At 70.4% G+C, this 21,163-nt stretch carries 22 protein-coding genes; 12 read left to right on the top strand and 10 right to left on the bottom strand.

The window, feature by feature from the left end:
* Nucleotides 1–36: 36 nt before the first annotated feature.
* Nucleotides 37–1,239 carry an MFS transporter gene (locus O6P37_RS04940; RefSeq protein ID WP_269892986.1) on the bottom strand — a complete coding sequence of 401 codons (1,203 nt, stop codon included), beginning with the start codon at nt 1,237–1,239 and terminating at the stop codon, nt 37–39.
* Nucleotides 1,240–1,335: 96 nt separating this feature from the next.
* Between O6P37_RS04940 and O6P37_RS04935 the strand changes: the two genes are divergently transcribed.
* Entirely contained in the window at nt 1,336–1,662 is a 327-nt protein-coding gene (locus tag O6P37_RS04935; RefSeq protein WP_269892985.1) for an ArsR/SmtB family transcription factor, read from the top strand.
* Here O6P37_RS04935 and O6P37_RS04930 read toward each other — a convergent pair.
* Together O6P37_RS04930 and aztA are read right to left on the bottom strand one after the other, a co-directional pair.
* On the bottom strand, nt 1,659–2,438 hold the full coding sequence (locus tag O6P37_RS04930; RefSeq protein ID WP_269892984.1) for a LamB/YcsF family protein: 780 nt from the start codon (nt 2,436–2,438) through the stop codon (nt 1,659–1,661). The genes O6P37_RS04935 and O6P37_RS04930 overlap by 4 nt on opposite strands.
* A 9-nt stretch (nt 2,439–2,447) precedes the next feature.
* Complete coding sequence (aztA, locus tag O6P37_RS04925; RefSeq protein ID WP_269892983.1) at nt 2,448–3,104, bottom strand: zinc ABC transporter ATP-binding protein AztA; 657 nt, start codon at nt 3,102–3,104, stop codon at nt 2,448–2,450.
* A gap of 20 nt (nt 3,105–3,124) precedes the next feature.
* On the opposite strand from aztA, the gene aztB reads away from it, so the two are divergent.
* The 3 genes from aztB to aztD are packed head-to-tail and all read left to right on the top strand — an operon-like array spanning nt 3,125 to nt 7,268.
* Nucleotides 3,125–5,119 (top strand): zinc ABC transporter permease AztB, encoded by a 1,995-nt coding sequence (aztB, locus tag O6P37_RS04920; protein ID WP_269892982.1) that lies wholly within the window; start codon nt 3,125–3,127, stop codon nt 5,117–5,119.
* The gene (aztC, locus tag O6P37_RS04915; protein ID WP_269892981.1) at nt 5,116–6,033 is read left to right on the top strand and encodes a zinc ABC transporter substrate-binding protein AztC; all 918 of its coding nucleotides are present in this window, start codon (nt 5,116–5,118) and stop codon (nt 6,031–6,033) included. The genes aztB and aztC overlap by 4 nt, the downstream gene beginning before the upstream one ends.
* 38 nt (nt 6,034–6,071) lie before the next feature.
* Complete coding sequence (gene aztD / locus O6P37_RS04910; protein ID WP_269892980.1) at nt 6,072–7,268, top strand: zinc metallochaperone AztD; 1,197 nt, start codon at nt 6,072–6,074, stop codon at nt 7,266–7,268.
* On the opposite strand, the gene bluB is transcribed toward aztD, so the two are convergent.
* Nucleotides 7,240–7,920, bottom strand: a complete 681-nt coding sequence (bluB, locus tag O6P37_RS04905) for a 5,6-dimethylbenzimidazole synthase (protein WP_269892979.1) — start codon at nt 7,918–7,920, stop codon at nt 7,240–7,242. The genes aztD and bluB overlap by 29 nt on opposite strands.
* 31 nt (nt 7,921–7,951) lie before the next feature.
* Between bluB and O6P37_RS04900 the strand changes: the two genes are divergently transcribed.
* The 3 genes from O6P37_RS04900 (at nt 7,952) to O6P37_RS04890 (ending at nt 9,519) form a co-directional block, all read left to right on the top strand.
* On the top strand, nt 7,952–8,800 hold the full coding sequence (locus O6P37_RS04900) for a sulfurtransferase (RefSeq protein WP_269892978.1): 849 nt from the start codon (nt 7,952–7,954) through the stop codon (nt 8,798–8,800).
* A 79-nt stretch (nt 8,801–8,879) separates the two neighbouring features.
* Nucleotides 8,880–9,146: a type B 50S ribosomal protein L31 gene (locus O6P37_RS04895; RefSeq protein WP_269892977.1), complete on the top strand. Its 267-nt coding sequence runs from the start codon at nt 8,880–8,882 to the stop codon at nt 9,144–9,146.
* Nucleotides 9,130–9,519, top strand: coding sequence for a hypothetical protein (locus tag O6P37_RS04890; protein WP_269892976.1), 390 nt, complete (start codon nt 9,130–9,132; stop codon nt 9,517–9,519). Before O6P37_RS04895 ends, O6P37_RS04890 begins: the two co-directional genes overlap by 17 nt.
* Before the next feature lie 13 nt (nt 9,520–9,532).
* On the opposite strand, the gene O6P37_RS04885 is transcribed toward O6P37_RS04890, so the two are convergent.
* On the bottom strand, nt 9,533–10,681 hold the full coding sequence (locus O6P37_RS04885; protein ID WP_269892975.1) for a GTP-binding protein: 1,149 nt from the start codon (nt 10,679–10,681) through the stop codon (nt 9,533–9,535).
* A gap of 104 nt (nt 10,682–10,785) precedes the next feature.
* Here O6P37_RS04885 and O6P37_RS04880 point away from each other — a divergent pair, with 104 nt between their 5' ends.
* From O6P37_RS04880 to O6P37_RS04865, 4 genes are read left to right on the top strand one after another with little or no spacing between them, the layout of a single operon-like run.
* Complete coding sequence (locus tag O6P37_RS04880) at nt 10,786–11,799, top strand: metal ABC transporter solute-binding protein, Zn/Mn family (protein WP_269893174.1); 1,014 nt, start codon at nt 10,786–10,788, stop codon at nt 11,797–11,799.
* A complete protein-coding gene (locus O6P37_RS04875) occupies nt 11,786–12,571 on the top strand; it encodes a metal ABC transporter ATP-binding protein (RefSeq protein ID WP_269892974.1) in 786 nt (261 codons plus the stop codon). Before O6P37_RS04880 ends, O6P37_RS04875 begins: the two co-directional genes overlap by 14 nt.
* A complete protein-coding gene (locus tag O6P37_RS04870; RefSeq protein WP_269892973.1) occupies nt 12,572–13,438 on the top strand; it encodes a metal ABC transporter permease in 867 nt (288 codons plus the stop codon).
* A gap of 52 nt (nt 13,439–13,490) precedes the next feature.
* The gene (locus O6P37_RS04865) at nt 13,491–14,591 is read left to right on the top strand and encodes a LacI family DNA-binding transcriptional regulator (protein ID WP_269892972.1); all 1,101 of its coding nucleotides are present in this window, start codon (nt 13,491–13,493) and stop codon (nt 14,589–14,591) included.
* Here the strand turns inward: O6P37_RS04865 and O6P37_RS04860 are convergent.
* Genes O6P37_RS04860 through kstR form a run of 3 tightly spaced genes read right to left on the bottom strand, consistent with a single transcriptional unit; the run spans nt 14,588 to nt 17,010 of the window.
* Nucleotides 14,588–15,514 (bottom strand): aminoglycoside phosphotransferase family protein, encoded by a 927-nt coding sequence (locus O6P37_RS04860; protein WP_269892971.1) that lies wholly within the window; start codon nt 15,512–15,514, stop codon nt 14,588–14,590. The two genes, O6P37_RS04865 and O6P37_RS04860, sit on opposite strands and share 4 nt — an antisense overlap.
* A 43-nt stretch (nt 15,515–15,557) precedes the next feature.
* Nucleotides 15,558–16,346 carry a trehalose-phosphatase gene (otsB, locus tag O6P37_RS04855; RefSeq protein ID WP_269892970.1) on the bottom strand — a complete coding sequence of 263 codons (789 nt, stop codon included), beginning with the start codon at nt 16,344–16,346 and terminating at the stop codon, nt 15,558–15,560.
* 58 nt (nt 16,347–16,404) lie between these two features.
* Nucleotides 16,405–17,010: a cholesterol catabolism transcriptional regulator KstR gene (kstR, locus tag O6P37_RS04850; RefSeq protein ID WP_264014724.1), complete on the bottom strand. Its 606-nt coding sequence runs from the start codon at nt 17,008–17,010 to the stop codon at nt 16,405–16,407.
* 270 nt (nt 17,011–17,280) lie between these two features.
* Between kstR and O6P37_RS04845 the strand changes: the two genes are divergently transcribed.
* Nucleotides 17,281–19,389, top strand: coding sequence for an acyl-CoA dehydrogenase (locus O6P37_RS04845; RefSeq protein ID WP_408633112.1), 2,109 nt, complete (start codon nt 17,281–17,283; stop codon nt 19,387–19,389).
* Here the strand turns inward: O6P37_RS04845 and O6P37_RS04840 are convergent.
* Both O6P37_RS04840 and O6P37_RS04835 read right to left on the bottom strand, forming a co-directional pair.
* Nucleotides 19,386–19,922 carry a hypothetical protein gene (locus tag O6P37_RS04840; protein WP_332909774.1) on the bottom strand — a complete coding sequence of 179 codons (537 nt, stop codon included), beginning with the start codon at nt 19,920–19,922 and terminating at the stop codon, nt 19,386–19,388. The two genes, O6P37_RS04845 and O6P37_RS04840, sit on opposite strands and share 4 nt — an antisense overlap.
* A gap of 36 nt (nt 19,923–19,958) precedes the next feature.
* Complete coding sequence (locus O6P37_RS04835) at nt 19,959–21,026, bottom strand: ferredoxin--NADP reductase (RefSeq protein ID WP_269892968.1); 1,068 nt, start codon at nt 21,024–21,026, stop codon at nt 19,959–19,961.
* Nucleotides 21,027–21,163 lie beyond the last annotated feature (137 nt).

The following is a 21,163-nucleotide window of genomic DNA, read 5'->3' as shown; positions in this document are numbered from 1 at the left end:
TCGACGCCGAGCCTGCTCGCGAGAGCTCCCGGCGCGTCAGGCGCGGGCGGCGGCTCGGGTGCTGCGCAGGCCGAACGCGGCGGCCGCCAGGCAGGCCGCCGCGACGGCGCCGGCGAACCACGGGAACACCGCGGTGATGTCCCAGCGTGTCGCGGCCCATCCGGCCATCAGCGTCGGCACCGCCATCGCGGTGTAGGCCAGCAGGTAGTACGCCGACATGGTCTCGCCGCGACGGTCGGCGGGCACCACGTCCGACAGGTGGCGCAGCGAGCCGCCGAAGCCGAGTCCGAAGGTGGCGCCGAGCAGCGCGGCCGCGACGAACACCAGCTGCCACTGGTGCGACATCAGCACCGGGATCGTCACGAGCAGAGCCATCGCCATGCCGACGTCTCCGACGACGGCCGCGCGCCGTGCGGGCATCCGGGTGGCGAAGAGCTGGGCCAGCGCGGCGGCGAAGGCGGTGGTGCCGACGACGGCGCCGCCGAACACCAGGTTGTCGATGTGGGTCTGGCGGGCGGCCAGCGACGGGTACAGCGACAGCAGCACGCCGAGCACCGACCACGACGCCATCACGCCGAGGGCGGCGAACCAGAAGTCGGCGCGGATCTCGGCCGGCACGGCGGGACGCGCGATCCGAATGGGTCCGCCGCTGCGGGTGAGGTGCGGTTCGCGCAGCGCCAGCAGGCCGACACCGACGATCAGGCACAGGACGGCCACCACCGCATACGGGGTGCGCAGGGGGTGCGGCGCGTACTGGGCCAGCAGCGCGGAGCCGACGATGGCGACGGTCATGCCGATGTTGAAGCTCACGCCGCTCAGCTGGCCGGAGCGCACGCCGTGGTCAGGACGCAGATCGAGCAGTGCGGCGGCGCCCGCGACGACGATGGAGCCGACGGCCGCGCCGTGGATCGTGCGGGCCACCAGCAGCAGCGCCATGTTGTCGGCGATCAGGAACACGCCGAGCCCGACCAGCAGGGCGATCAGCGCGGTGACCAGGACGGGTTTGCGGCCCACCACATCGGAGATGCGACCGGACACCAGCACGGCGGCCAGGGCGGCGATGGCGTAGACCCCGAACACCACGGTGGTGGCCAGCGGCGAGAGGTGCCAGGCAGACTCGTAGATGCCGTACAGCGGGGCGGGCAGTCCCGAGACGCCGAGCGCCACGCCGCTGAGCACCAGCAGCAGCGGGTACGCCCAGCGCTGGGTGTCGACGTGCGGAGACTCGATCGCGACCACTCCGATCCCTCCCGATGATTGGTTTGACAGGCATCGAACTTCAACTGAGAGTACGTTAGGTTCGATCCTCATCAAACTTCGCGTGGCAAAGGACACATGACACCGCCAACCGCCGCCTACCCGACCCACCCGGTCGCGTCCGTGCAGCACGTGCTCGGCGCCATCGGGGACCCGGTGCGGCTGGAGATGGTGCGCCGGTTGTTCAACGCCGGCGCACCGGTGCAGTGCGGCGGGCTCTACGACGGCATCAACAAGTCGACGGCCGCGCACCATTTCCGGATCCTGCGCGAGGCGGGGCTCACGGAGCGACTTGTTCTCGACGGGCACACCTGCCAGCGACTGCGCGTCGAGGAGGTGGACGCGGCGCTGCCGGGTCTGCTCGGCTCCGTCGTCGCGGGCGCCAACCGGGAGGCGGTCGGCTAGGCGGTGAACGGTGCGACGGTGATGCCGTCGTCGGTGAGGCGGCGCCGCACCGCGGTGGCGATCTCCACCGCGCCCGGTGAGTCGCCGTGCACGCAGACCGAGGCGACGGAGATCGGGATCGTCGAACCGTCGACCGCGTCGACGCGGCCGGCGGTCACCATCGACACCACCCGTTCGACGATCTCACCGACGTCGCCGAGCACCGCGTTGGGTTCGCGGCGCGACACCAGTTGACCGTCGGCGCGGTAGGCCCGGTCGGCGAACGCCTCCGGCACCGTGCGCAGTCCGAGCTCCCCGGCGGCGGCGAAGAACGCCGACCCGGACAGGCCGAGCACCGGCAGCCCCGGATCGACGGCGTGCACCGCGGCCGCCACCGCGCGGGCCTGGCCGTGATGGCCGACGATCGAGTTGTACAGCGCACCATGGGGTTTGACGTAGGACACCCGTGACCCTGCGGCATGGGCGAGCGCCTGCAACGCACCGATCTGGTACATCACGTCCGCGGTGAGGTCCTCGGCGGTGGCGTCGATGAAGCGGCGGCCGAAGCCTGCGAGATCGCGGTAGCTGACCTGCGCGCCGACCCGGACGCCGCGCTCGGCGGCGGCCCGGCACACCCTCGCCAGCCGGGCGGGGTCGCCGGCGTGGAAGCCGCAGGCGACGTTGGCGCTGGTGACGATGTCCAGCATCGCGTCGTCGTCGCCGAGGTCCCAGATCCCGAAGCCCTCGCCGAGGTCGGCGTTGAGGTCGACGAACAGATCGGCACGAGCCGTTGGCATGCCGCCAGCCTAGTGCGGCGGCACCCGGTCGAGGTCGATGCGCTGATCGGCGGCGTCGACGACCGCGGCGTCGTGGGTGGCGGCGACGACCGTCGTGCCCGCATCGGCCAGTCGCCGGAGGTGTGAGATCACCGAGGCGGACGCCGCGGCGTCCAGTCCTGTGGTCGGCTCGTCGAGCAGCAGCAGGCCGGCGTCCTGGGCGAATGCCTGTGCGAGCAGCACCCGTTGGCGCTGGCCACCGGACAGCTCGCCGAGCGTCCGGCGTCGCAGCCCGTCGAGTCCCATCTCGACGAGCCAGTGGTCCACCACCGCGCGGTCGTCGCGGCTGGGTCGCCGAAGCAGTCCGAGCCGACGCCAGCGGCCCATCATCACCGCTTCGGCCGCGGTGATCGGGAAGGTGTCGGTGACCTCGCTGCGTTGCACGGCGAAGGCCACATCGCCTGTGGTGCCGCGGATGTCGCCGCGGTCGGGGCGTAGTACCCCGGCGAGGAGTCCGAGCAGGGTGGACTTGCCCGAGCCGTTCGATCCGACGACGGCCGTCACGGCGCCGGGCGGGATGGACAGCGTGAGGCCGCGAAAGACCGCCGTCCGCGGATAGCCGTAGTCGACGCCCGCCACGTCGATGCGGGGCGTGACGGCGCTCACCTTGTTGATAATGGTTTTCATTACTGCTAGGACTGTACGGCATGACCCGCTGGCTGACCGAACCCTTCGAGGCGGACATCGTGACTCGGGCGTTGGTCGCCGGTGTGATCGCCGCCTGCCTGTGCGCACTGGTCGGATGCTGGGTGCTGTTGCGCGGCAGCGTCTTCCTCGGCGAGGCGATGACGCACGGCATGCTGCCCGGGGTGGCGCTGGCAGCGCTGGCGGGGACGAGCCTGATGGTGGGCGGCATGGTCGCGGCGCTGGCCATGGCGATCGGCGTCGCCGCGATCGGCCGGTCTTCGAAGGTGTCGTCGGACACCAGCATCGGACTGCTGCTGGTCGGCATGCTCGCGGTCGGCGTGATCATCGTCTCGCGTTCGCAGAGCTTCGCCGTCGACCTCACCGGCTTCCTGTTCGGCGACGTGCTCGCGGTGCGTACCGGTGACCTGATCGTGCTGGCAGTGGCGCTCGGGCTCACTCTGGCGGCGGTGGTGATCGGCCATCGCGCGTTCGTGGCGGTCACCTTCGACCCCCGAAAGGCGGTCACCCTCGGGCTGCGACCACAGCTCGCCATCCCCGCCCTGACGGTGCTGATGGCGATCGCCATGGTGGCGTCCTTCCACGTGGTGGGGACGCTGCTGGTGCTCGGCCTTCTGGTGGCGCCACCGGCCACAGCGTTGACCTGGGCGCGCTCCATCGCCAGGGTCATGTTGCTCGCGGCCCTGTTCGGCTCGGCGGCTGTCTACCTGGGACTGGTGATCTCCTGGTACGCCGGTACCGCGGGCGGCGCCACCATCGCGGCTGTCGCCGTCGGGATCTCCTTCGTCTCGACGCTGATATCGCTGCTGCGGTCGAAATGGAGGCCGGTCGCCGTCGCGGCCGCCTCGGCGGTGCTGGTGGCGGGGTGCGCCGACAACGACGCGCCGCAACCTTCCGAGGAACCGGCCAACGGCGACGGGCACGACGAGGTCGTCGTCGAGGGCGCCCGCGAACTCGACGGGGCGCTGACCAAACTCGTGCTCGTCGATCCCGCCAGCGGTGACACCTCGGTGTACGACGCGGTCGACGAGACTGAGACGCGGGTCGGTTCGCACGGCCCCGTGAGCGGTTTGCTCGGGGATGGCCGCTTCGGCTATCTGCGCGCGGGCGACCGGACGGCGATCGTCGACGCGGGGGCGTGGACCTTCGATCACGGCGAGCACTACCACTACTTCGCCACGGATCCCGGTGAGGTCGGGACGCTCGAGGTGCCGGCCGCCTCGGTCAGCGCGAGCAACGTCGCGGTGGCCGTCGAGGCGACGGACGGCGGGGTACAGCTGCTTGATCGGGAGAAGTTGGGGGACACAGTCATTGAACCCGCTCCCGGGCTGACCGTTCCTGACGATGTCGCAGCCGCGGTGCCCTACGGCAGCAGGCTGGTGACGGTCACCCATGCCGGCCGCGTGCAGGTGGTCGGGGCCGACGGGACTGCGGACCTGGCCGGCGAATGCCCCAAACCGGTGTGGGGGCTGCCCACCCGGAGGGCGGTGGTGTTCGGCTGCGAGACCGGGGCGGTGCGGGTGACCGGTGGCGACGGTGACCTCACGGTGACCGCCATGCCGTTCCCGCCCGGCGCGCCCGCGCAGCGGCCGGAGCGGATGGACCACCGCGACCGCGCCGACGTCTTCGCCGGCCTGTCCGGCGGGGCCGTGTGGGTGCTCGACAGCCGGCAGCGGAAGTGGACCGTGATCCCGGTCGCCGACGCGGTGGCCACCAACACCGCCGGCGACGGCACAGTGCTGGTCCTGCACCGGGACGGCACGCTCGGCTCCTTCGACGTGAACACGCTCGCCGAGACGGCGCGGGTGCCGCTGTTCCCCGGTGACATTCCCATCGACGGTACGCAGCCGGTGCTCGAGATCGATTCCGACCGCGCCTATGTCAACAATGCCGCGGCCCACGAGGTGTACGAGATCGATTACGCCGACGGCCTGCGCATCGCCCGGACTCTGCGCACTCAGGTAGTTCCCGGCCTGATGGTGGAGGCGGGCCGGTGAGGCGCACGGTCGCGGCCGCGTTGGTCGCGCTGAGCACGGCGGTACTGGCGGCGTGCGGTGGCGGATCCGGTGACAGTGGTGCGCAGTCCGAGATCATCGTCACCACGAACATTCTCGGTGACGTCGTCCGCAACGTGGTCGGGGATGCCGCGGAGGTCCGCGTGCTGATGAAGCCGAACGCCGACCCGCACTCGTTCGGCCTCTCCGCCCAGGACGCCGCGGCGATGTCGAGCGCCGGCCTGATCGTCTACAACGGACTCGGGCTGGAGGAGAACGTCATCCGCAACGTCGACAGTGCCGCCGGTGACGGCGTGCCGACGCTGGCCGTCGGCGACCACATCGACGCGATCCCCTATGCCGACGGCGACAGCGTGGGTAGTCCTGATCCGCATTTCTGGAACGATCCGCAGCGGATGATCACCGCGGTCGACGTCATCGAGGACGCGCTGATGCGCGACGTCGACGGCATCGACGGCGCAGAGGTGTCCGAGAACGCAGAGGGATACCGGACCGAACTCCGCGACCTCGACGCGGCGATGGTCACCGGTTTCGGCGCCATCGCGCCCGAACGCCGCAAGCTCGTGACGAACCACCACGTGCTGGGTTACCTCGCGCAGCGATTCGGCTTCACCATCGTCGGCGCCGTCGTACCGAGCGGCACCACGCTCGCCGCACCGAGTCCCTCGGACCTGCAGTCACTGGTCGGCGCCATCGAAACCGCCGGGGTGCCGGCGATCTTCGTCGACTCGTCACAGCCCGAGCGGCTGGCCCGTGTGCTGGCCGAGGACGCAGGCCTGCAGGTGCGGATCGTCCCGCTGTACAGCGAATCACTCAGTCCGCCCGGTACGCCGGGCGCGACGTATCTCGACATGATGCGCGCCAACACCGACGCCATCGTCACCGGCCTGCGATAGCCGCCGGCCGCCCTGTAACAGATCCGAAGGGAAAGAACATGAACGCACCGCGGTGGCTGTACCGCGTCGGAGCATTGTCGTGCACAGTGGCCGTCCTGGCGGCCTGCTCGGGGGGCAACGAGGACGCCGGGACTACCGATTCGTCGCCGGCCCAGAGCCAGGCGCCGGCTGCGCCGATCAACGAGCCGCTGGTGACGACGTACGACGGCGGGCTCTACGTCCTCGACGGCGAGACGCTCGAGGTGAAGCAGGACATCCCGCTCGACGGCTTCCTGCGCGTCAACTCGGCAGGCGACCAGTCGCACGTCCTCGTCACCACCGACGAGGGCTTCCGCGTCCTCGACGCGACCGCGGGCGAGTTGACCGACGAGACCTTCCCGGCCGCAGAAGCCGGTCACGTCGTCGCGCACGGTGAACACACCGTCCTGTTCGCCGACGGCTCCGGGGAGATCACCGCTTTCGATCCGCACGCGCTGGCCGACGGGATGCCGAAAACCGAGAAGTTCACGACGCCACAGCCCCATCATGGCGTGGCGGTGATCCTCGAGGACGGCACCCTGGTGCACAGCATCGGCGATCCGGAGAACCGCACCGGAGCGGTCGCAATGCAGGGCGACCGGGAGATCGCCCGCAGCGAGGAGTGCCCGGGCATTCACGGGGAGTCGGTCGCCGCCGACGAAGTCGTCATCCTGGGTTGCGAGAACGGCGTCCTCGAGTACGCGAACGGCACGTTCACCAAGATTCCGAGCCCCACCCCCTACGGCCGGATCGGCAATACCCGCGGGCACGAGGACTCGCCGGTGGTACTCGGCGACATGAAGGTCGACCAGGACGCCGAACTGGAACGCCCGCAGCAGTTCTCACTCATCGACACCACCACGAACCAGCTCCGGCTGGTGCAGCTGCCTCCGTCGGTCAGCTACTGGTTCCGGTCGCTGGGCCGGGGTCCGCAGGGCGAGGCGCTGATTTTCGGCACCGACGGCAAGCTGCACGTGTTCGACCCGGTGACAGGGGACAGCCTCAAAGCCATCCAGGTGGCCGGCCAGTGGACGGAGCCCGACGACTGGCAGCAGCCGGGCCCGGCGGTCTTCACCCGCGAGGACGCCGTCTACGTCACGGACCCGGCGACCAAACAGGTGCACCTGATCGACCTGGCGAGAGGAACGGTGGCTGCGTCGACGACGCTGGAGCAGACGCCGAACGAGCTCAGTGGGGCTGTCGGTCACGATCACTGAGTGAAGCGTCGGGCCATGAGTTCTCGCTGACGAACTCGGCCAGTGGGCGGCCGTGCGTCCACTGGTCGAGTTCGAGCGCGGGCCGGTCGGGGAACTCGGGGACCGGGCCGAGGCACAGCACCGCCACCGCCTGTGCCTCGTCGGGCAGGCCGAGCAGCGCGCCGAGCCGGTCCGGGTCGAAGATCGACACCCAGCCCATGCCGAGGCCCTCGGCACGGGCGGCCAGCCACAAATTCTGAATCGCACACGACACCGAGGCGAGGTCCATCTGCGGCAGGGTGCGCCTGCCGAAGACGTGCCGCGCCCGATCGTCGCCCAGTGCGACGATCAGCAGTTCGGCGCACTCCAGGATGCCCTCGACCTTCAGCGCCAGGAACTCCGCCGCGCGGGGGCCGAGCGCCTCGGCGGTCCGCAGCCGCTCCTCGTCGACCAGTGCGTGGATCCGGCGCCGCAGTCCACCGTCGGAGACGCGGATGAAGCGCCACGGCTGCATCAGCCCCACGCTGGGCGCGGCGTGCGCCGCCTGCAACAGCCGCCCGAGCACCTCCTCGTCGACCGTCGCGCCCGCCACGAACCGGCGCATGTCGCGCCGCTCGGCGATCACCCGGTAGACGGCGCGCCGCTCGGCGGCGCTGAACGCATGGTCGGTCACCGGCCCAGCTTAGGGATGGCACCATCGAGACGTGGCCCGTGCCGACGTCCTCATCACCGCCGACGAACTGCTGCGCCTGCGCGCCGACGGGCGGCCGGTCACCCTGCTCGACGTGCGCTGGCAGCTCACCGAACCCGACGGCCGCGACGCCTACCTGCGCGGTCATCTGCCCGGAGCGGTGTATGTCTCGCTCGAGGACGAGCTGTCCGACCACGCCGTCACCGGCCGCGGCCGCCATCCTCTGCCTGCCGGCCGCGCGGTCGAGTCGGCGGCGCGCGGGTGGGGTGTGCGCGACGGTGTGCCGACCGTCGTCTACGACGACTGGAACCGCGCTGGGTCGGCCCGGGCGTGGTGGGTGCTGAGTGCTGCAGGCATCTCCGGGGTCCGGATCCTCGACGGCGGGCTCGCAGCGTGGCGCCAGGCGGGCGGCGCCGTCGAACCGGGTGCGGTCACTCCGGCTCCCGGCGACGTCAGCGTCTCGTACGATGATCTGTACGCCGGCGCGCTCCCCACGCTGACCGCCGACGACGTCTCCGGCTACGGCGGGGTGCTTCTCGACGCCCGTGCGCCCGAACGCTTCCGCGGTGAGGTCGAACCCGTCGACCCGGTGGCCGGCCACATCCCGGGCGCGCGCAACGCGCCGAGCACGGCCGCGCTCGCCGCCGACGGAACATTCCTGCCGACGCAGGACCTCACTCGGATCTTCGAATCACACGGCGCCACAGTGACTCCCGAAGTCGGCGTGTACTGCGGATCCGGAGTCACCGCCGCGGTGACGATCGCGGCGTTGCGTGCCGCGGGGGTAGAGGCGGAGCTGTTCCCCGGTTCGTGGTCGCAGTGGTCGTCGGACGCCACTCGGCCGGTGGCCGTCGGTCACTGACACGCTCGGCCCCTCGGTTCAGTAGCGCCACGGCAGAGCTTATTGAAAACGATTGCCAATTAGGCGTACCGTTGCGACCGTGAAACAAGGCATCCATCCCGACTACCGCCACGTCGTCTTCCAGGACGCCAACACCGGAGCCGCCATCCTGACCCGGTCGACGATCACGTCGTCGCGCACCACCGAGTGGGTGACGCCCGAAGGCGTCCACACCTATCCGCTCGTCGTGGTCGAGGTGTCCGCGGACTCCCACCCGTTCTGGACGGGAACGCAGCGCCACACCGACAGTGCTGGCCAGATCGAGAAGTTCCACCGCCGCTACGGTCGCCGTGCCGGCTCCCGATGAACAGCGGGCCACCGGACGGCCTTTCACCGTCGCCGTCTGCACGGCCTGTGGCACCCCACCCGACGACGGTCTGATGCCTGCACTGCGTGCCGTGGTCTCGCAGTGCCCGCACGCGATCCTGGTGGCCACCCGATGCCTGCTCGGCGAGCTGACCTGCGCGACGCGTTCCCCGGGCGGCCCGATGCTGCTGCTGCAGCCGTGCACCGCGGAGCGGGTGCCGGTGGCCGCGGTGCAGTGGATCGGCCCGGTCGTGACGGGCGACGACGTGCGGGCCGCGTGTGACTGGATCCGCGCCGGCCGCTGGACCCGAGAGACGCTGCCGGTGCGGCTGCGCGCCGAGCTGAACCTCGCCAGGGCGGGCCGGATGAACTGACCGGCCCGGGTGCTCAGTGGGCGTGGCTGTGGGTAATTCCCCAGGCCGGTAGCGGGTCGGGCATCGTCGCCCATCCGTGCGCTCCGAGGGCGACCTCGTCGTCGGTCAGCAGCGCAGAGACCAGCAGCGCCTGGATCCGGTCCCGGTCGAGCCGCACCCCGATCAGCACGATCTCCTGGCCGGGCTGCAGCTCGGTCGCCGACCAGAACTGGGCCGGCTCGATCACCAGGTTGGGCCCCGCCTGCGACCAGATCGCGGCGATCTCCGGCCGGCTGGCGATCCAGCAGAACCCCTTGCTGCGCAACACGCCCCGCACCTCGTCGAGCGCGTCGAACAACCGCTGCGGGTGGAACGGCCGGTCGGCACGGAAGGTCATCGAAGCGATGCCGTACTCCTCGGTCTCGGGGGTGTGGCCGTCGGCGATCTCCTCGTCCCAGCCGGGCGCCTCCGCCGCGGCGACCGGGTCGAAGAGTCCGGTGTCGAGGACCTCGCCGATCTCGACGACGCCGCGCTGCGTGTGCAGGATCTTGGCGGTCGGGTTGAGCCGCCGGACCATTGTCTCCACCGCGCCGAGCCGCGCGGGCGGCACCAGGTCGGTCTTGTTGAGCAAAATCACGTCGGCGAACTCGACCTGGTCGACGAGGAGGTCCGCGACGCTGCGGGCGTCGCCCTCACCCGCGGTCATGTCGCGGTCGGCGAGCGCCTCACCCTTGGCGATCTCGGCGAGGAACGTCGAGGTGTCGACGACAGTGACCAGGGTGTCCAGCCGCGCTACGCGGGCGAGGCTGAAGCCGTCGTCGAATTCCCAGCTGAACGTGGCGGCCACCGGCATGGGTTCGGAGATGCCCGTCGACTCGATCACCAGCTGGTCGAACCGCTGCTGCCGGGCCAGCTCGCCGACCGCTTCGACGAGGTCTTCCCGCAGGGTGCAGCAGATGCACCCGTTGGTCAGTTCGACCAGCCGCTCCTCGGTGCGGCCGAGATGGCCGCCGGCGGCGATCAGCGCGGCGTCGACGTTCACCTCGCTCATGTCGTTGACGATCACCGCCACCCGCCGTCCCTCCCGGTTGGCCAGTATGTGGTTGAGCAGTGTGGTCTTCCCCGCGCCGAGGAATCCGGACAGGACGGTGACGGGGAGCGGGCGCGCCGCGGGGCTGGACATCTCTTGATGATAATCATTTTCATTAAGACCCACCTCGGTTCGCCACTGATAATGCAAACCGTTATCGTTATCGGGTGACGACGAAGCGCGTTGCGGTCCGCACAATGGCCGCCGGTGTCCTGCTGGTCCTGCCCTTCGGGACGGCGGCCTGCGGCAACGGCGACCAGAGCTCCTCCGCCCCGGCGCAATCCAGCGCGCCGGCGTGCCCCACCGATCCGGTGTCGGTGGTGGTGAGCGTCGACCAGTGGGGCGACATCGTGTCCGAGCTGGGCGGACAGTGTGCCAAGGTCACCACGGTGCTCGCCGGCTCGGCCGTCGATCCGCACGACTTCGAGCCTGCGCCCAAGGACGCCGCGCTGTTCGAGGACGCCCAGCTGATCGTCATCAACGGCGGTCACTACGACGAGTGGGCCGCTAAGCTGGCGGCCGGCTCGGCGCCGGACGCACCGCTGGTCGACGCGCTCGAAGCGAGCGGCGGCGAGGCCGGGCACGACGAGCCCGCGCACGGGGCCGGCGAAGAACATGCCAACGAGGCCGGCGGCGACCACGCCCACGCACATGAGGACCACGCCGCTGAGGCCGGCGCAGCCAATCCGCACGCCTGGTACAGCCCCACCGCGGTCACGGCGGTCGCCGACACCGTCACCGCCGAGCTCGGAGAGCTCGCACCCGAGGCCAAGGGCTACTTCGACGAGCGGCGGGCTCAGTTCGGCGAGTCGCTGGTGCCGTACGACGAGCTGATCTCGTCGATCAAGGCCGGCGCGTCCGGCAAGACCTACGCCGCCACCGAGAGCGTCTTCGACGACATGGCAGCCGCCGTCGGCCTGACCGACCGCACGCCCGAGGGCTACCGGACTGCCTCGGCGAGCGAGACCGACCCGTCGCCCGCCGACCTCGACGCGTTCCTGCGGCTGCTCGAGGATCGTGGAGTGGATGTCCTGGTCTACAACGTGCAGACCGAAGGCTCTGTGCCACAGCAGATCCGGGCAGCGGCCGAGAAGTCGGGCGTGCCGGTGGTCGAGGTGACCGAGACGGTGCCCGCAGACGCCTCGTCGTTCCAGTCCTGGCAGGTCGACCAGTTGACCGCACTCGCGAAGGCGCTTGGTGTCCCTGCCTGATCCGGTCTCCGCTGCACCGGCGCTCACCTTCGAGGGCGCCGCCGTTGCCCGTGGCGGGCGCACGGTCTGGTCGCAGGCCGACTTCGAGATCCCCGCGGGCGGGATCGTCGCGGTCATCGGCTCCAACGGCACCGGCAAGACCACCCTGCTGCAGGTGGTGCTCGGAGTGCTGCCCGTCTCCGCGGGACGGGTCCAGGTGTTCGGCCGCCCGCCGGGCACCGACAACGAACGCATCGGCTACGTGCCGCAGACAATCGGCTCACACACCGGTGAGGCCATCCGGGTGCGCGACGCGGTGACGCTCGGACTCAACGGACACCGCTGGGGTTTCGGCGTCGCGAACCGTGACCAGCGCATGCGGGTCGACGAGGTGCTCGCCGCCGTCGACGCGACCGAGCTGGCCGACAAGCGGCTGTCGCAGCTCTCCGGCGGGCAGCGACAGCGCGTCGCCCTGGCCGAGGCGCTGGTGAGCGGCCCGGAGATGCTGATCCTCGACGAACCGCTGGCATCGCTGGACCCGCGCAACCAGCGCGAGATGGTCTCGCTGCTCGGCCGCATCAACGCCGAGCTGGGCGTGACCATCCTGGTCGTCGCCCACGATCTGAACCCGCTGCTCGGGGTGCTCACCGGTGCGGTCTACCTGCTCGACGGGCACCCGCACTACGACACCATCGACGGCGTCGTCGACGAGGAACTGCTGACCCACCTGTACGGCACCACGGTCGAGGTCGTGCACACTCCACAGGGCGACCTGTACGTGCGGAGGACATGAGTGACCACGACTTTGGTGGCGTTGGGCTACCAGGAGAACTGGTGGCAGATCCTGACGTCGAGCTTCATGCGCAACGCCCTGGTCGGCGGCACCCTGGTGGCGCTCGCCGCCGGGCTCATCGGCTACTTCGTCGTCGTGCGCAACACGGCGTTCGCCGCGCACGCACTCGCGCACATCGGTCTGCCCGGAGCCACCGGCGCCGTGCTGCTCGGTCTGCCGGTGGTGCTCGGCCTCGGGGTGTTCTGTGTCGGGGGAGCACTGGTCATCGGCGCGCTGGGGCGCCGCGCCGCCGACCGGGAGGTCGCCACGGGAACCGTGCTGGCGATGGCCACCGGTCTCGGCCTGCTGTTCAACTCGTTGGCCACGCGCAACTCGAGCACCCTGACCAACGTGCTGTTCGGCAACCTGCTGGCCATCACCGATCAGCAACTGCTCACCTTCGCCGTGCTGCTCGCGATGGTGGTGCTCAGCATCGGCGTCATCTACCGGCCGCTGCTGTTCACCTCGATCAACGCGCAGGTGGCCGACGCCCGCGGAGTGCCGGTGCGCGGGCTGTCCATCACGTTCATGGTGCTGCTGGGCCTGACCGTGACGATGGCCGTGCAGGCCGTCGGCACGCTGCTGCTGTTCGCGCTCGTCGTCACCCCGGCGGCCGCGGCCATCATGCTCACGCCACGGCCCCCCGCGGCGATCGGCGTCGCGACGCTGATCAGCCTGGTGTCGGTGTGGCTGGGACTGGGAGTGTCGGCGATGTTCAACGCCCCGCCGAGCTTCGTCGTCGTCACCATCGCGTGCGCGGTCTGGGCGGTGGTGTGGGCGGCGCAGCGCGGGCTGCGGTCGTCGGCGAACCGCGTGCTCGTCACCTGACCGGACGGCACCGGACTCGCCGTCGACGGCGCGTCCGCTAACCTGACACAGCATGTCGAGGAGTCCGCACCCGCGCCGGCGTGCGACCCTGGCCTCACTGGCCGCCGAACTCAAGGTGTCGCGGACCACGATCTCCAACGCGTACAACCGGCCCGACCAGTTGTCGTCGGACCTGCGTGACCGAATCTTCGCCGCCGCCAAGCAACTCGGCTATCCCGGGCCGGATCCGGTGGCCCGCTCACTGCGCACCCGCCGTGCCGGTGCGGTGGGCCTGATGATCACCGAGCCGCTCAACTACTCGTTCAGCGATCCGGCGGCCCTCGATTTCGTTGCCGGCCTTGCCGAATCATGCGAGGAGGCCGGACAGGGCCTACTGCTGGTGGCCATCGGGCCCAACCGCAGCGTCGAGGACGGGTCGGCCGCCGTACTGGCCGCCGGGGTCGACGGCTTCGTGGTGTACTCCGCCTCCGACGACGACCCGTACCTCCCTGTGGTCCAGCAGCGGCACCTGCCGGTGGTGGTGGTCGACCAGCCCAAGGACGTGCCGGGCCTGTCGCGGGTCGGCATCGACGACCGGTCGGCGATGCGCCGCCTCGCCGAACACGTTGTCGGACTGGGCCATCAGCAGATCGGGCTGCTGACGATGCGGCTGGGCATGGCACCGCCGAACGGCACGGTCAAGCCTGCGGTGGCCGACCCGCAGCGGTTGACCACGCCCCACTTCCACGTTCAGCGCGAACGCGTCAACGGGGTGTACGACGCACTCGCCGCGGCCGGACTGTCACGCGAATCGCTGACGGTGGTCGAGAGTTACGAGCACCTGCCCTCCTCCGGCGGGGCCGCGGCCGACGTGGCGCTGAACGCCAATCCGCGGATCACCGCGCTGATGTGCACCGCCGACGTGCTGGCGCTGTCGGCGATGGACCACCTGCGCGGCCGCGGCATCTACGTGCCCGGCCAGATGACCGTGACGGGTTTCGACGGCATCCCCGACGCGCTGCGCCGCGGCCTGACCACCGTGGTGCAACCCAGCATGGACAAGGGCAGGCGCGCCGGCCGGTTGCTGCACCACCCGCCGCGGTCGGGGCTGCCGGAGGTCGAACTGCTCGACACCGAGCTGATCCGCGGCCGCACGTCCGGCCCACCCGCCTAAGCCAGCGAGCGCCACTCGTCGACCGTCGGCCGCAGCGCGTCGGCGAGCATCGGCAGCTGCGGAGCCATCGCCAGGGCCGCCACCGCGGCGAGCCGGCCCGCGGCCTCGGTGAGCGCGAGCACCCGTGAGTCGAGCACCCGCATCCCCAGCCGCTCGGCGGCCGCGTCGTAGGCGGCCACCCCCTCGGCGCCGGCGAGCGCGAGGTCGGACTCCACGGCACCGAGTGTGACCAGCTCGAAGTCCGACCAGTACTCGCCCGACGGCGTCGAGATCATGTTGTAGAAGGGTGCGTCGCCATGGATGGGTTGCACGTCCACGCCCGGGAACTCGGCCTCGAACGCCACACGCGAGCCGAACACCGGTGCGATCTTCTCCCACTCCTCCTGCGCGCGTGCCACATCCGCGGGTGCGATCAGGTCGGGCCGCCGGGAAAGGTCCGCGAGCCCCTCGGGGATGTAGGTGGTGAACTGCGTCCAGAATCCCAGTTCCGCTGCGTCGCAGTCACGCAGCGCGGCATGCAGCCGCGCGGTCGCCTCGCAGCGCCGCGGCCAGTCCGGCTCCGCACCGGGTAGCTCGTCGAGATACTGCCAGAACGTCATCGAAAAGTCGTCGCGCCGAACGGGTTCGCGCGCCACCAGAGGGGAGGGCGGAACCACCGGATGTCCGCGGTCGGCGAGCCACCCCGCCACCGCCAGCTCCGAGCGCTGCTGCGCCGCCTGCCGGTCGGGATCGGCGGCCATCGACCGCGGCAGTACCGTCGGCACCCGGACCACCACCGGCGCAGGCGCCAGATGGACGATCACCGAGAAGACGTCGTAGAGCACTCTCGGTTCGTCGAACCGGATTCCGAGGTCGCGGCCTGCCGCGGCGGCCGCCGCGACGGCGCGGGCGGTCCGCGCGGCGATGTCGTCGGGAGTCAGCATCCGCGCCAGTATGGCCGCCGAAGCCGCCGCGGTCGAACCGTTTTCAGCCGCGCCGCGCGGCCAGCAGGTACCCGAGCGCCTCCGCGACGTCCTCGGGTGCGTCGACCCGGTAGACCGCCAGCGACTCGCCCGGCCCGACCTTCACCCCGACGTCGCCGTCGCGCATCCGGCGGAAGGCCTTCTCGTCGGTGACGTCGTCGCCGAGGAAGATCACCGCCGACGCACCGGTCTGCTCACGAAGGATGTCGACGGCCTCGCCCTTGTCGGTGGAGATCACCGCGAACTCGAGCACGGCCTTGCCTGCGGTGGCCTGCGCATCCCAGGCGGTGGCCGCCTCCTTCGCGGCGGCGAGTGCGGCCTCACCGTCGGCAGGGCTCGCGTTGCGCACATGCAGCGCCACGCTCGCCGGCTTGGTCTCCACCGTCACCCCCGGCCGGTCCGCCGCGATCTCGCGCAGTTCGGCGACGATCCGTGCCAGCAGTTCCTCGTCCACATCATGGGTGAAGCCGGTGACATTCCCCGAGTCGCTGCGCTCCTGCCCGCCGGTGTCGAACTCCGCGCCGTGACTGCCCACCAGGTGCACCGCCGCGGGCATCGCCGACAGCTCGCGCAGCACACCCAGCGCCCGACCGGACACCAGGGCCGCGTCGGTGTCGGGGAGGTCGGCCAGCGCGGTCAGCGCCTCGGCGGAGGCGGGCAGGGCGCGGGCGGCGGACGGATCGCTGACGATCGGCGCCAGCGTCCCGTCGAAATCGGAGACGACGAGCAGGCGGGGTGTGGCTGCGAGGCCGTCGAGCGCGCGGGTCAGGTCGTCAGGGAGCACACCGACCATCATTCCCCCGGTCGCTTCGCTCCTGCCCGCCGGACCATCATTCCCCCGGCCGCTTCGCTCAGATCTTGGGGTGGTCCCCGTCGCCGATCAGCAGCCGCACCGCGAGGTCCAGCCGCTTGCTCACGTCGGTGGCCGATGCCCGGCGGGTCAGCCAGGCCAGCAGGTTCGACAGCCACACGTCGGAGATCACGCGGGCGATGTGGTACTGGTCCTCGGTGGGTTCGCCGTCGCTCATCGCGCGGGCGAACATCGAGTCCATCAGCTTGCCGACATGGTCGACCTCACCGGCGGCCGACGCGTCGGCGAACACGAACGCGCGCGTCATCGCCTCGGTCAGCAGCGGGTTGCGCTGCATGGCGCGGTTGAGCTTGCCGACCATGAAGTTGAGCCGCTGGTAGGGAGTCCCACCCGACAGGGCGGCGCGGTCGGTCTTGGCGTCGATGCGCTCGAACTCCCGGCCGAGCGCCGAGACGAGCAGGTGCACCTTCGAGGGGAAGTAGCGGTACAGGGTGCCGACGGCGACGTCGGCGCGTTCGGCGACGGCGCGCATCTGCACGGCTTCGTAGCCGCCCTTGGAGGCGATGGCCAGGGTCGCGTCGAGGATGCGCTTGCGCCGCTCCCGCTGCGCTTCGGAGCCGAGTTCGGATTCCGCGAGGACCGACACGTTCATCACCTCACGTGGCCGCGAGTCCGAGCCCGAAGATTGTGCTGGCGACGACATGCAGCGGAAAACTCCTTCATCCTGCGTATCCACCTGAAACGATACGCATGCCCAACCCCATTTTCTCACCTCAGTGCCGCTGCAGCAGCGACCTGTCCTGCTGTGATGCCGGTCGACTTGACGGTCGAACGCTGGCACCATTAGAACACGTTCTAGTGAGAAGCATGTCCTTCTCGCCCTAGGCTAGGAGGCCGGTAGATGACCCAGTCGGTCATGTCGGGGTCGGAGTCCGGCACCGACGAGCAGTCCGCTGCCCGTGAACTGGTGCGGAGCTGGGCCGCCGGCTCGAATGCGGTGAGCGCTGCCCGCGACGTGGAGCAGGGCGACCGCGACGCCTGGAAGGCCCCGTACGCAGGCCTGGCCGAACTAGGCATCTTCGGTGTGGCGGTCGACGAAGACCTCGGTGGCGCCGGCGGCACGATCGCCGACCTGTGCGCGATGGTCGAGGAGGCGGCGGCCGCGCTGGTGCCGGGACCGGTCGCCACGACGGCGCTGGCCACACTCGTCGCGCCCGATGAGTGGCTCGAGGCGCTGATGACGGGTGAACGCACCGCGGGCGTCGCGCTGGACACCGACGTGCGGGTGGACGGGAACCGGGTCTCCGGCGCCGCGGGCTACGTGCTCGGCGCCGATCCGGCCGGCCTGCTGCTGCTCTCCGCGGGCGACAAGGTGCTGCTGATCGACGCCGGGGCGGACGGCGTGACGGTGGAACCGCTGACGCCGACCGACTTCTCCCGTCCGCTGGCGCGGGTGGCGCTCGACGGCGCACCGGCGACCGAACTGCCGGTCTCGGCGCGACGGTTCGCCGACCTGGCCGCGACGGTGCTGGCGGCCGAGGCCGCGGGCCTTGCCCACTGGCTGCTGCGCACCGCCACCGACTACGCCAAGGTGCGCGAGCAGTTCGGCAAGCCGATCGGCAGCTTCCAGGCCATCAAGCACATGTGCGCCGAGATGCTGTTGCGCTCGGAGCAGGCGTCGGTGGCCGCGGCGGACGCGGCTCGGGCCGCGGCGGAGTCCGACGACGACCAGCTGTCGATCGCCGCAGCCGTGGCGGCCGCCACCGGCATCGAGTCGGCCAAGGCCAACGCCAAGGACGGCATCCAGGTGCTGGGCGGCATCGGCATCACCTGGGAACACGACGCGCACCTGTATCTGCGTCGCGCGTACGGCATCTCGCAGTTCCTTGGCGGGCGGCCGCGCTGGCTGCGGCGCGTCGCCACCCTCACCCAGCAGGGCGTCCGGCGCCGGCTGCGCATCGACCTCGACTCGGTGGAGCACCTGCGCGCCGAGATCGCCTCCGCCGTGGCCGACGTCGCCGCGCTGCCGCAGGACCGGCGGCAGGCCGCGCTCGCCGAGGCCGGCCTGCAAGCGCCGCACTGGCCGCCACCGCACGGGCGCGGGGCCGGTCCGGCCGAGCAGCTGCTCATCGACCAGGAGCTGGCCGCGGCCGGGGTCGACCGGCCCGACCTGGTCATCGGCTGGTGGGCGGCTCCCACGATCCTCGAGCACGGCACCCCCGAGCAGGTCGAGCGGTTCGTGCCGCCCACCCTGAGTGGCGAGCTGATCTGGTGCCAGTTGTTCTCCGAGCCGGGCGCCGGCTCCGACCTCGCGGCCTTGCGCACCAAAGCCGTTCGCGCCGAGGGTGGTTGGAAGCTGACGGGGCAGAAGGTGTGGACGTCCTCGGCACACCGGGCGCAGTGGGGAGTCTGCCTGGCGCGCACCGATCCCGACGCTCCGAAACACAAGGGCATCACCTACTTCCTCGTCGACATGGCCTCGCCCGGCATCGTGATCCGGCCGCTGCGTGAGATCACCGGCGACGAACTGTTCAACGAGGTGTTCTTCGACGACGTGTTCGTGCCCGACGAGATGGTGGTCGGCTCGGTCAACGACGGCTGGCGACTGGCGCGCACCACCCTCGCCAACGAGCGCGTCGCGATGGCCGCGGGCACCGCGCTGGGCAATCCGATGGAGGAATTGCTGCGCACCGTCACCGAAATCGACCTCGACGTCGCCGAGCAGGACCGCCTCGGCACCCTGATCCTGTCCGCCCAGATCGGCGCGCTGCTCGACCAACGGATCGCCCAACTCGCGGTGGGCGGTCAGGATCCCGGTCCGCAGTCCAGTGTGCGCAAGCTGATCGGGGTGCGGCACCGTCAGGCGCTGGCGGAGTTCAAGATGGACCTGTCAGAGGGTGCCGGCGCCGTGCACAGCCCCCAGGTGTTCGACTTCCTCAACACCCGCTGCCTGACCATCGCGGGCGGCACGGAGCAGATCCTGCTGACGCTCGCCGGGGAGCGCCTGCTGGGCCTGCCGCGCTAGTTGAACGAGGCCTGCGCGCAGGCGTCCGGCGACGTCAAGTTGACGCCTGCGTACACGACTTGGATGTGGGCGCACACGATCAGCGGGACGTCGTTCCTGTGCTGTCCCGTCCGCCAGTCCGTGGGCCAGGTGTTGCCCTGCACAGTGAACTTCTCGGGCGGCCCGCCGCCGAAGTAAACCGTCGACAACTCGACGTAAGTCTGCGACTTGAACAGCCGGGTGTTCGGCGAAACGAACTGAGTCTCGACCCAGACCCCGCGGTCCATGGTTCGCACCGTCGTGGTCTGGCGGCCGTAGGCGTCGCCGGGAAACCCGATCACACCCTCGGGGGCGCGCAGGTTGGCGGCAGTGTTCCACAGGCAGTTCGATTCGGCCGCAATGCAGTTCGCGGTGACGTGCATCTCGAGCGTGGTGGTGGGGTTCACCGGAATAGAGGAGTGGGCCGTGTCGATCGCAGCGGATGCGGCCGGATTCGGTGTGATGAACATCAACGCCGATATCCCCGCCAGCCAGACTGTCAATCGCTTGGTCACGTTGTTCCCTTCGGTGCGGCGAATGATAGCCCTTCGCTACTCGTCGTAAGTGACTTCAACCGATTCCGACCGCGGCAGCGCCTGGCATCCCAGGATCAGGCCCTCGTCGAGATCGGACTGCTCGAGCACGTCGTTGATCGGCATCTCGACGTCCCCGCTCTTCTTGAGCACCGCGCAGGCGCCGCAGTGGCCCTCGCGGCAGGAGAACGGCGCGTCGAGTCCCTTGTCGAGCAGGACGTCGAGCAGCTTGGCCTTGCGCGGCCACGTCACCTCGTGGGTGGCGCCGTCGAGCGTCACCACCGCGGTGGCGGGGCCCTCGTCGCTGTCGTCGGCCTCGATCACCACCGCGGCGAACGGGTCGGATTCGAGCGACTTGAACACCTCGAGGTGGATGCGGTTGTCGGCGGTGCCCGCGCTGCGCAGGGCCTTCTCGGCGGCGGTCATGAACGGTCCGGGCCCGCAGATGTACGCGTCGTGGCCGGCGTACGGCGCGATGAGGCCGGCCAGCGCGCCAGGATCGGGCAGGCCCTGCACGGTCTCGAGCCAGTGCACGACGGTCAACCGGTCGGTGTACTCGGCCGCCAGGTCGCGCAGCGCGCCACCGAAGATCACCGACTTCTCGTCGCGGTTCGCGTAGAGCAGGACCACCTTGCCGTTGCCCTTCACCAGCGCCGACTTCAGGATCGCCAGCATCGGCGTGATCCCGCTGCCCGCGGCGAGCAACAGGAAGTCGCCGTCCAGTGTCTTGGGCACGAACGTGCCCGACGGCGCCAGCACGTGCAGCTTCATGCCGGGGTGCGCGTGATCGCACAGCCAGTTCGACGCGTAGCCGTCGGCGGTGCGCTTGACCGTCACGGTCAGCGGATCGTCGGTGAACGGCGAGCTGCACAGCGAGTAGCAGCGGGCGACGGAACCGGTGCGGTCGCTGGGCACCCGAAGGGTCAGGAACTGCCCCGGCGCGTAGCGCAGCCGCTCGGCGGGAATCTCCGGGTCACCGGGCCCGTCTGGCACCTTGAACACCAACGAACGCGCGTCGGCGGTCTCCTCGACCACGTCGGCCACTTCGAGCTCGAGCACGTGGCTGCCGAGCGGCTCGTCGGTCACGTCGCCTCAACCCTTCCGTCGCGTAGAATTAGAACAGGTTACAGAAATGCATGTGCGCAGGTCCAGCCGCCACAGGAATACGCTGCTCGACACAAATCGTAACGTGTTCTAATCTTTGTCCAGCCCTACTTCCGGGA

The sequence above is a fragment of the Mycobacterium hippophais genome (assembly GCF_027529605.1).
Lineage (GTDB): Bacteria > Actinomycetota > Actinomycetes > Mycobacteriales > Mycobacteriaceae > Mycobacterium > Mycobacterium arseniciresistens.
The sequence above is the reverse complement of the archived record's forward strand: the minus strand, read 5'-3'. Positions and strand labels throughout refer to the sequence as shown.

Excerpts from the sequence above, each read along its gene's own strand:
- aztD (WP_269892980.1), top strand. The coding sequence starts at position 6,072 with ATGAACGCACCGCGGTGGCTGTACCGCGTCGGAGCATTGTCGTGCACA.
- O6P37_RS04935 (WP_269892985.1), top strand. The coding sequence starts at position 1,336 with ATGACACCGCCAACCGCCGCCTACCCGACCCACCCGGTCGCGTCCGTG.
- aztB (WP_269892982.1), top strand. The coding sequence starts at position 3,125 with ATGACCCGCTGGCTGACCGAACCCTTCGAGGCGGACATCGTGACTCGG.
- O6P37_RS04885 (WP_269892975.1), bottom strand. The coding sequence starts at position 10,681 with ATGTCCAGCCCCGCGGCGCGCCCGCTCCCCGTCACCGTCCTGTCCGGA.
- O6P37_RS04865 (WP_269892972.1), top strand. The coding sequence starts at position 13,491 with ATGTCGAGGAGTCCGCACCCGCGCCGGCGTGCGACCCTGGCCTCACTG.
- O6P37_RS04930 (WP_269892984.1), bottom strand. The coding sequence starts at position 2,438 with ATGCCAACGGCTCGTGCCGATCTGTTCGTCGACCTCAACGCCGACCTC.
- O6P37_RS04880 (WP_269893174.1), top strand. The coding sequence starts at position 10,786 with ATGGCCGCCGGTGTCCTGCTGGTCCTGCCCTTCGGGACGGCGGCCTGC.
- aztA (WP_269892983.1), bottom strand. The coding sequence starts at position 3,104 with ATGAAAACCATTATCAACAAGGTGAGCGCCGTCACGCCCCGCATCGAC.
- O6P37_RS04845 (WP_408633112.1), top strand. The coding sequence starts at position 17,281 with ATGTCGGGGTCGGAGTCCGGCACCGACGAGCAGTCCGCTGCCCGTGAA.
- otsB (WP_269892970.1), bottom strand. The coding sequence starts at position 16,346 with ATGGTCGGTGTGCTCCCTGACGACCTGACCCGCGCGCTCGACGGCCTC.
- O6P37_RS04860 (WP_269892971.1), bottom strand. The coding sequence starts at position 15,514 with ATGCTGACTCCCGACGACATCGCCGCGCGGACCGCCCGCGCCGTCGCG.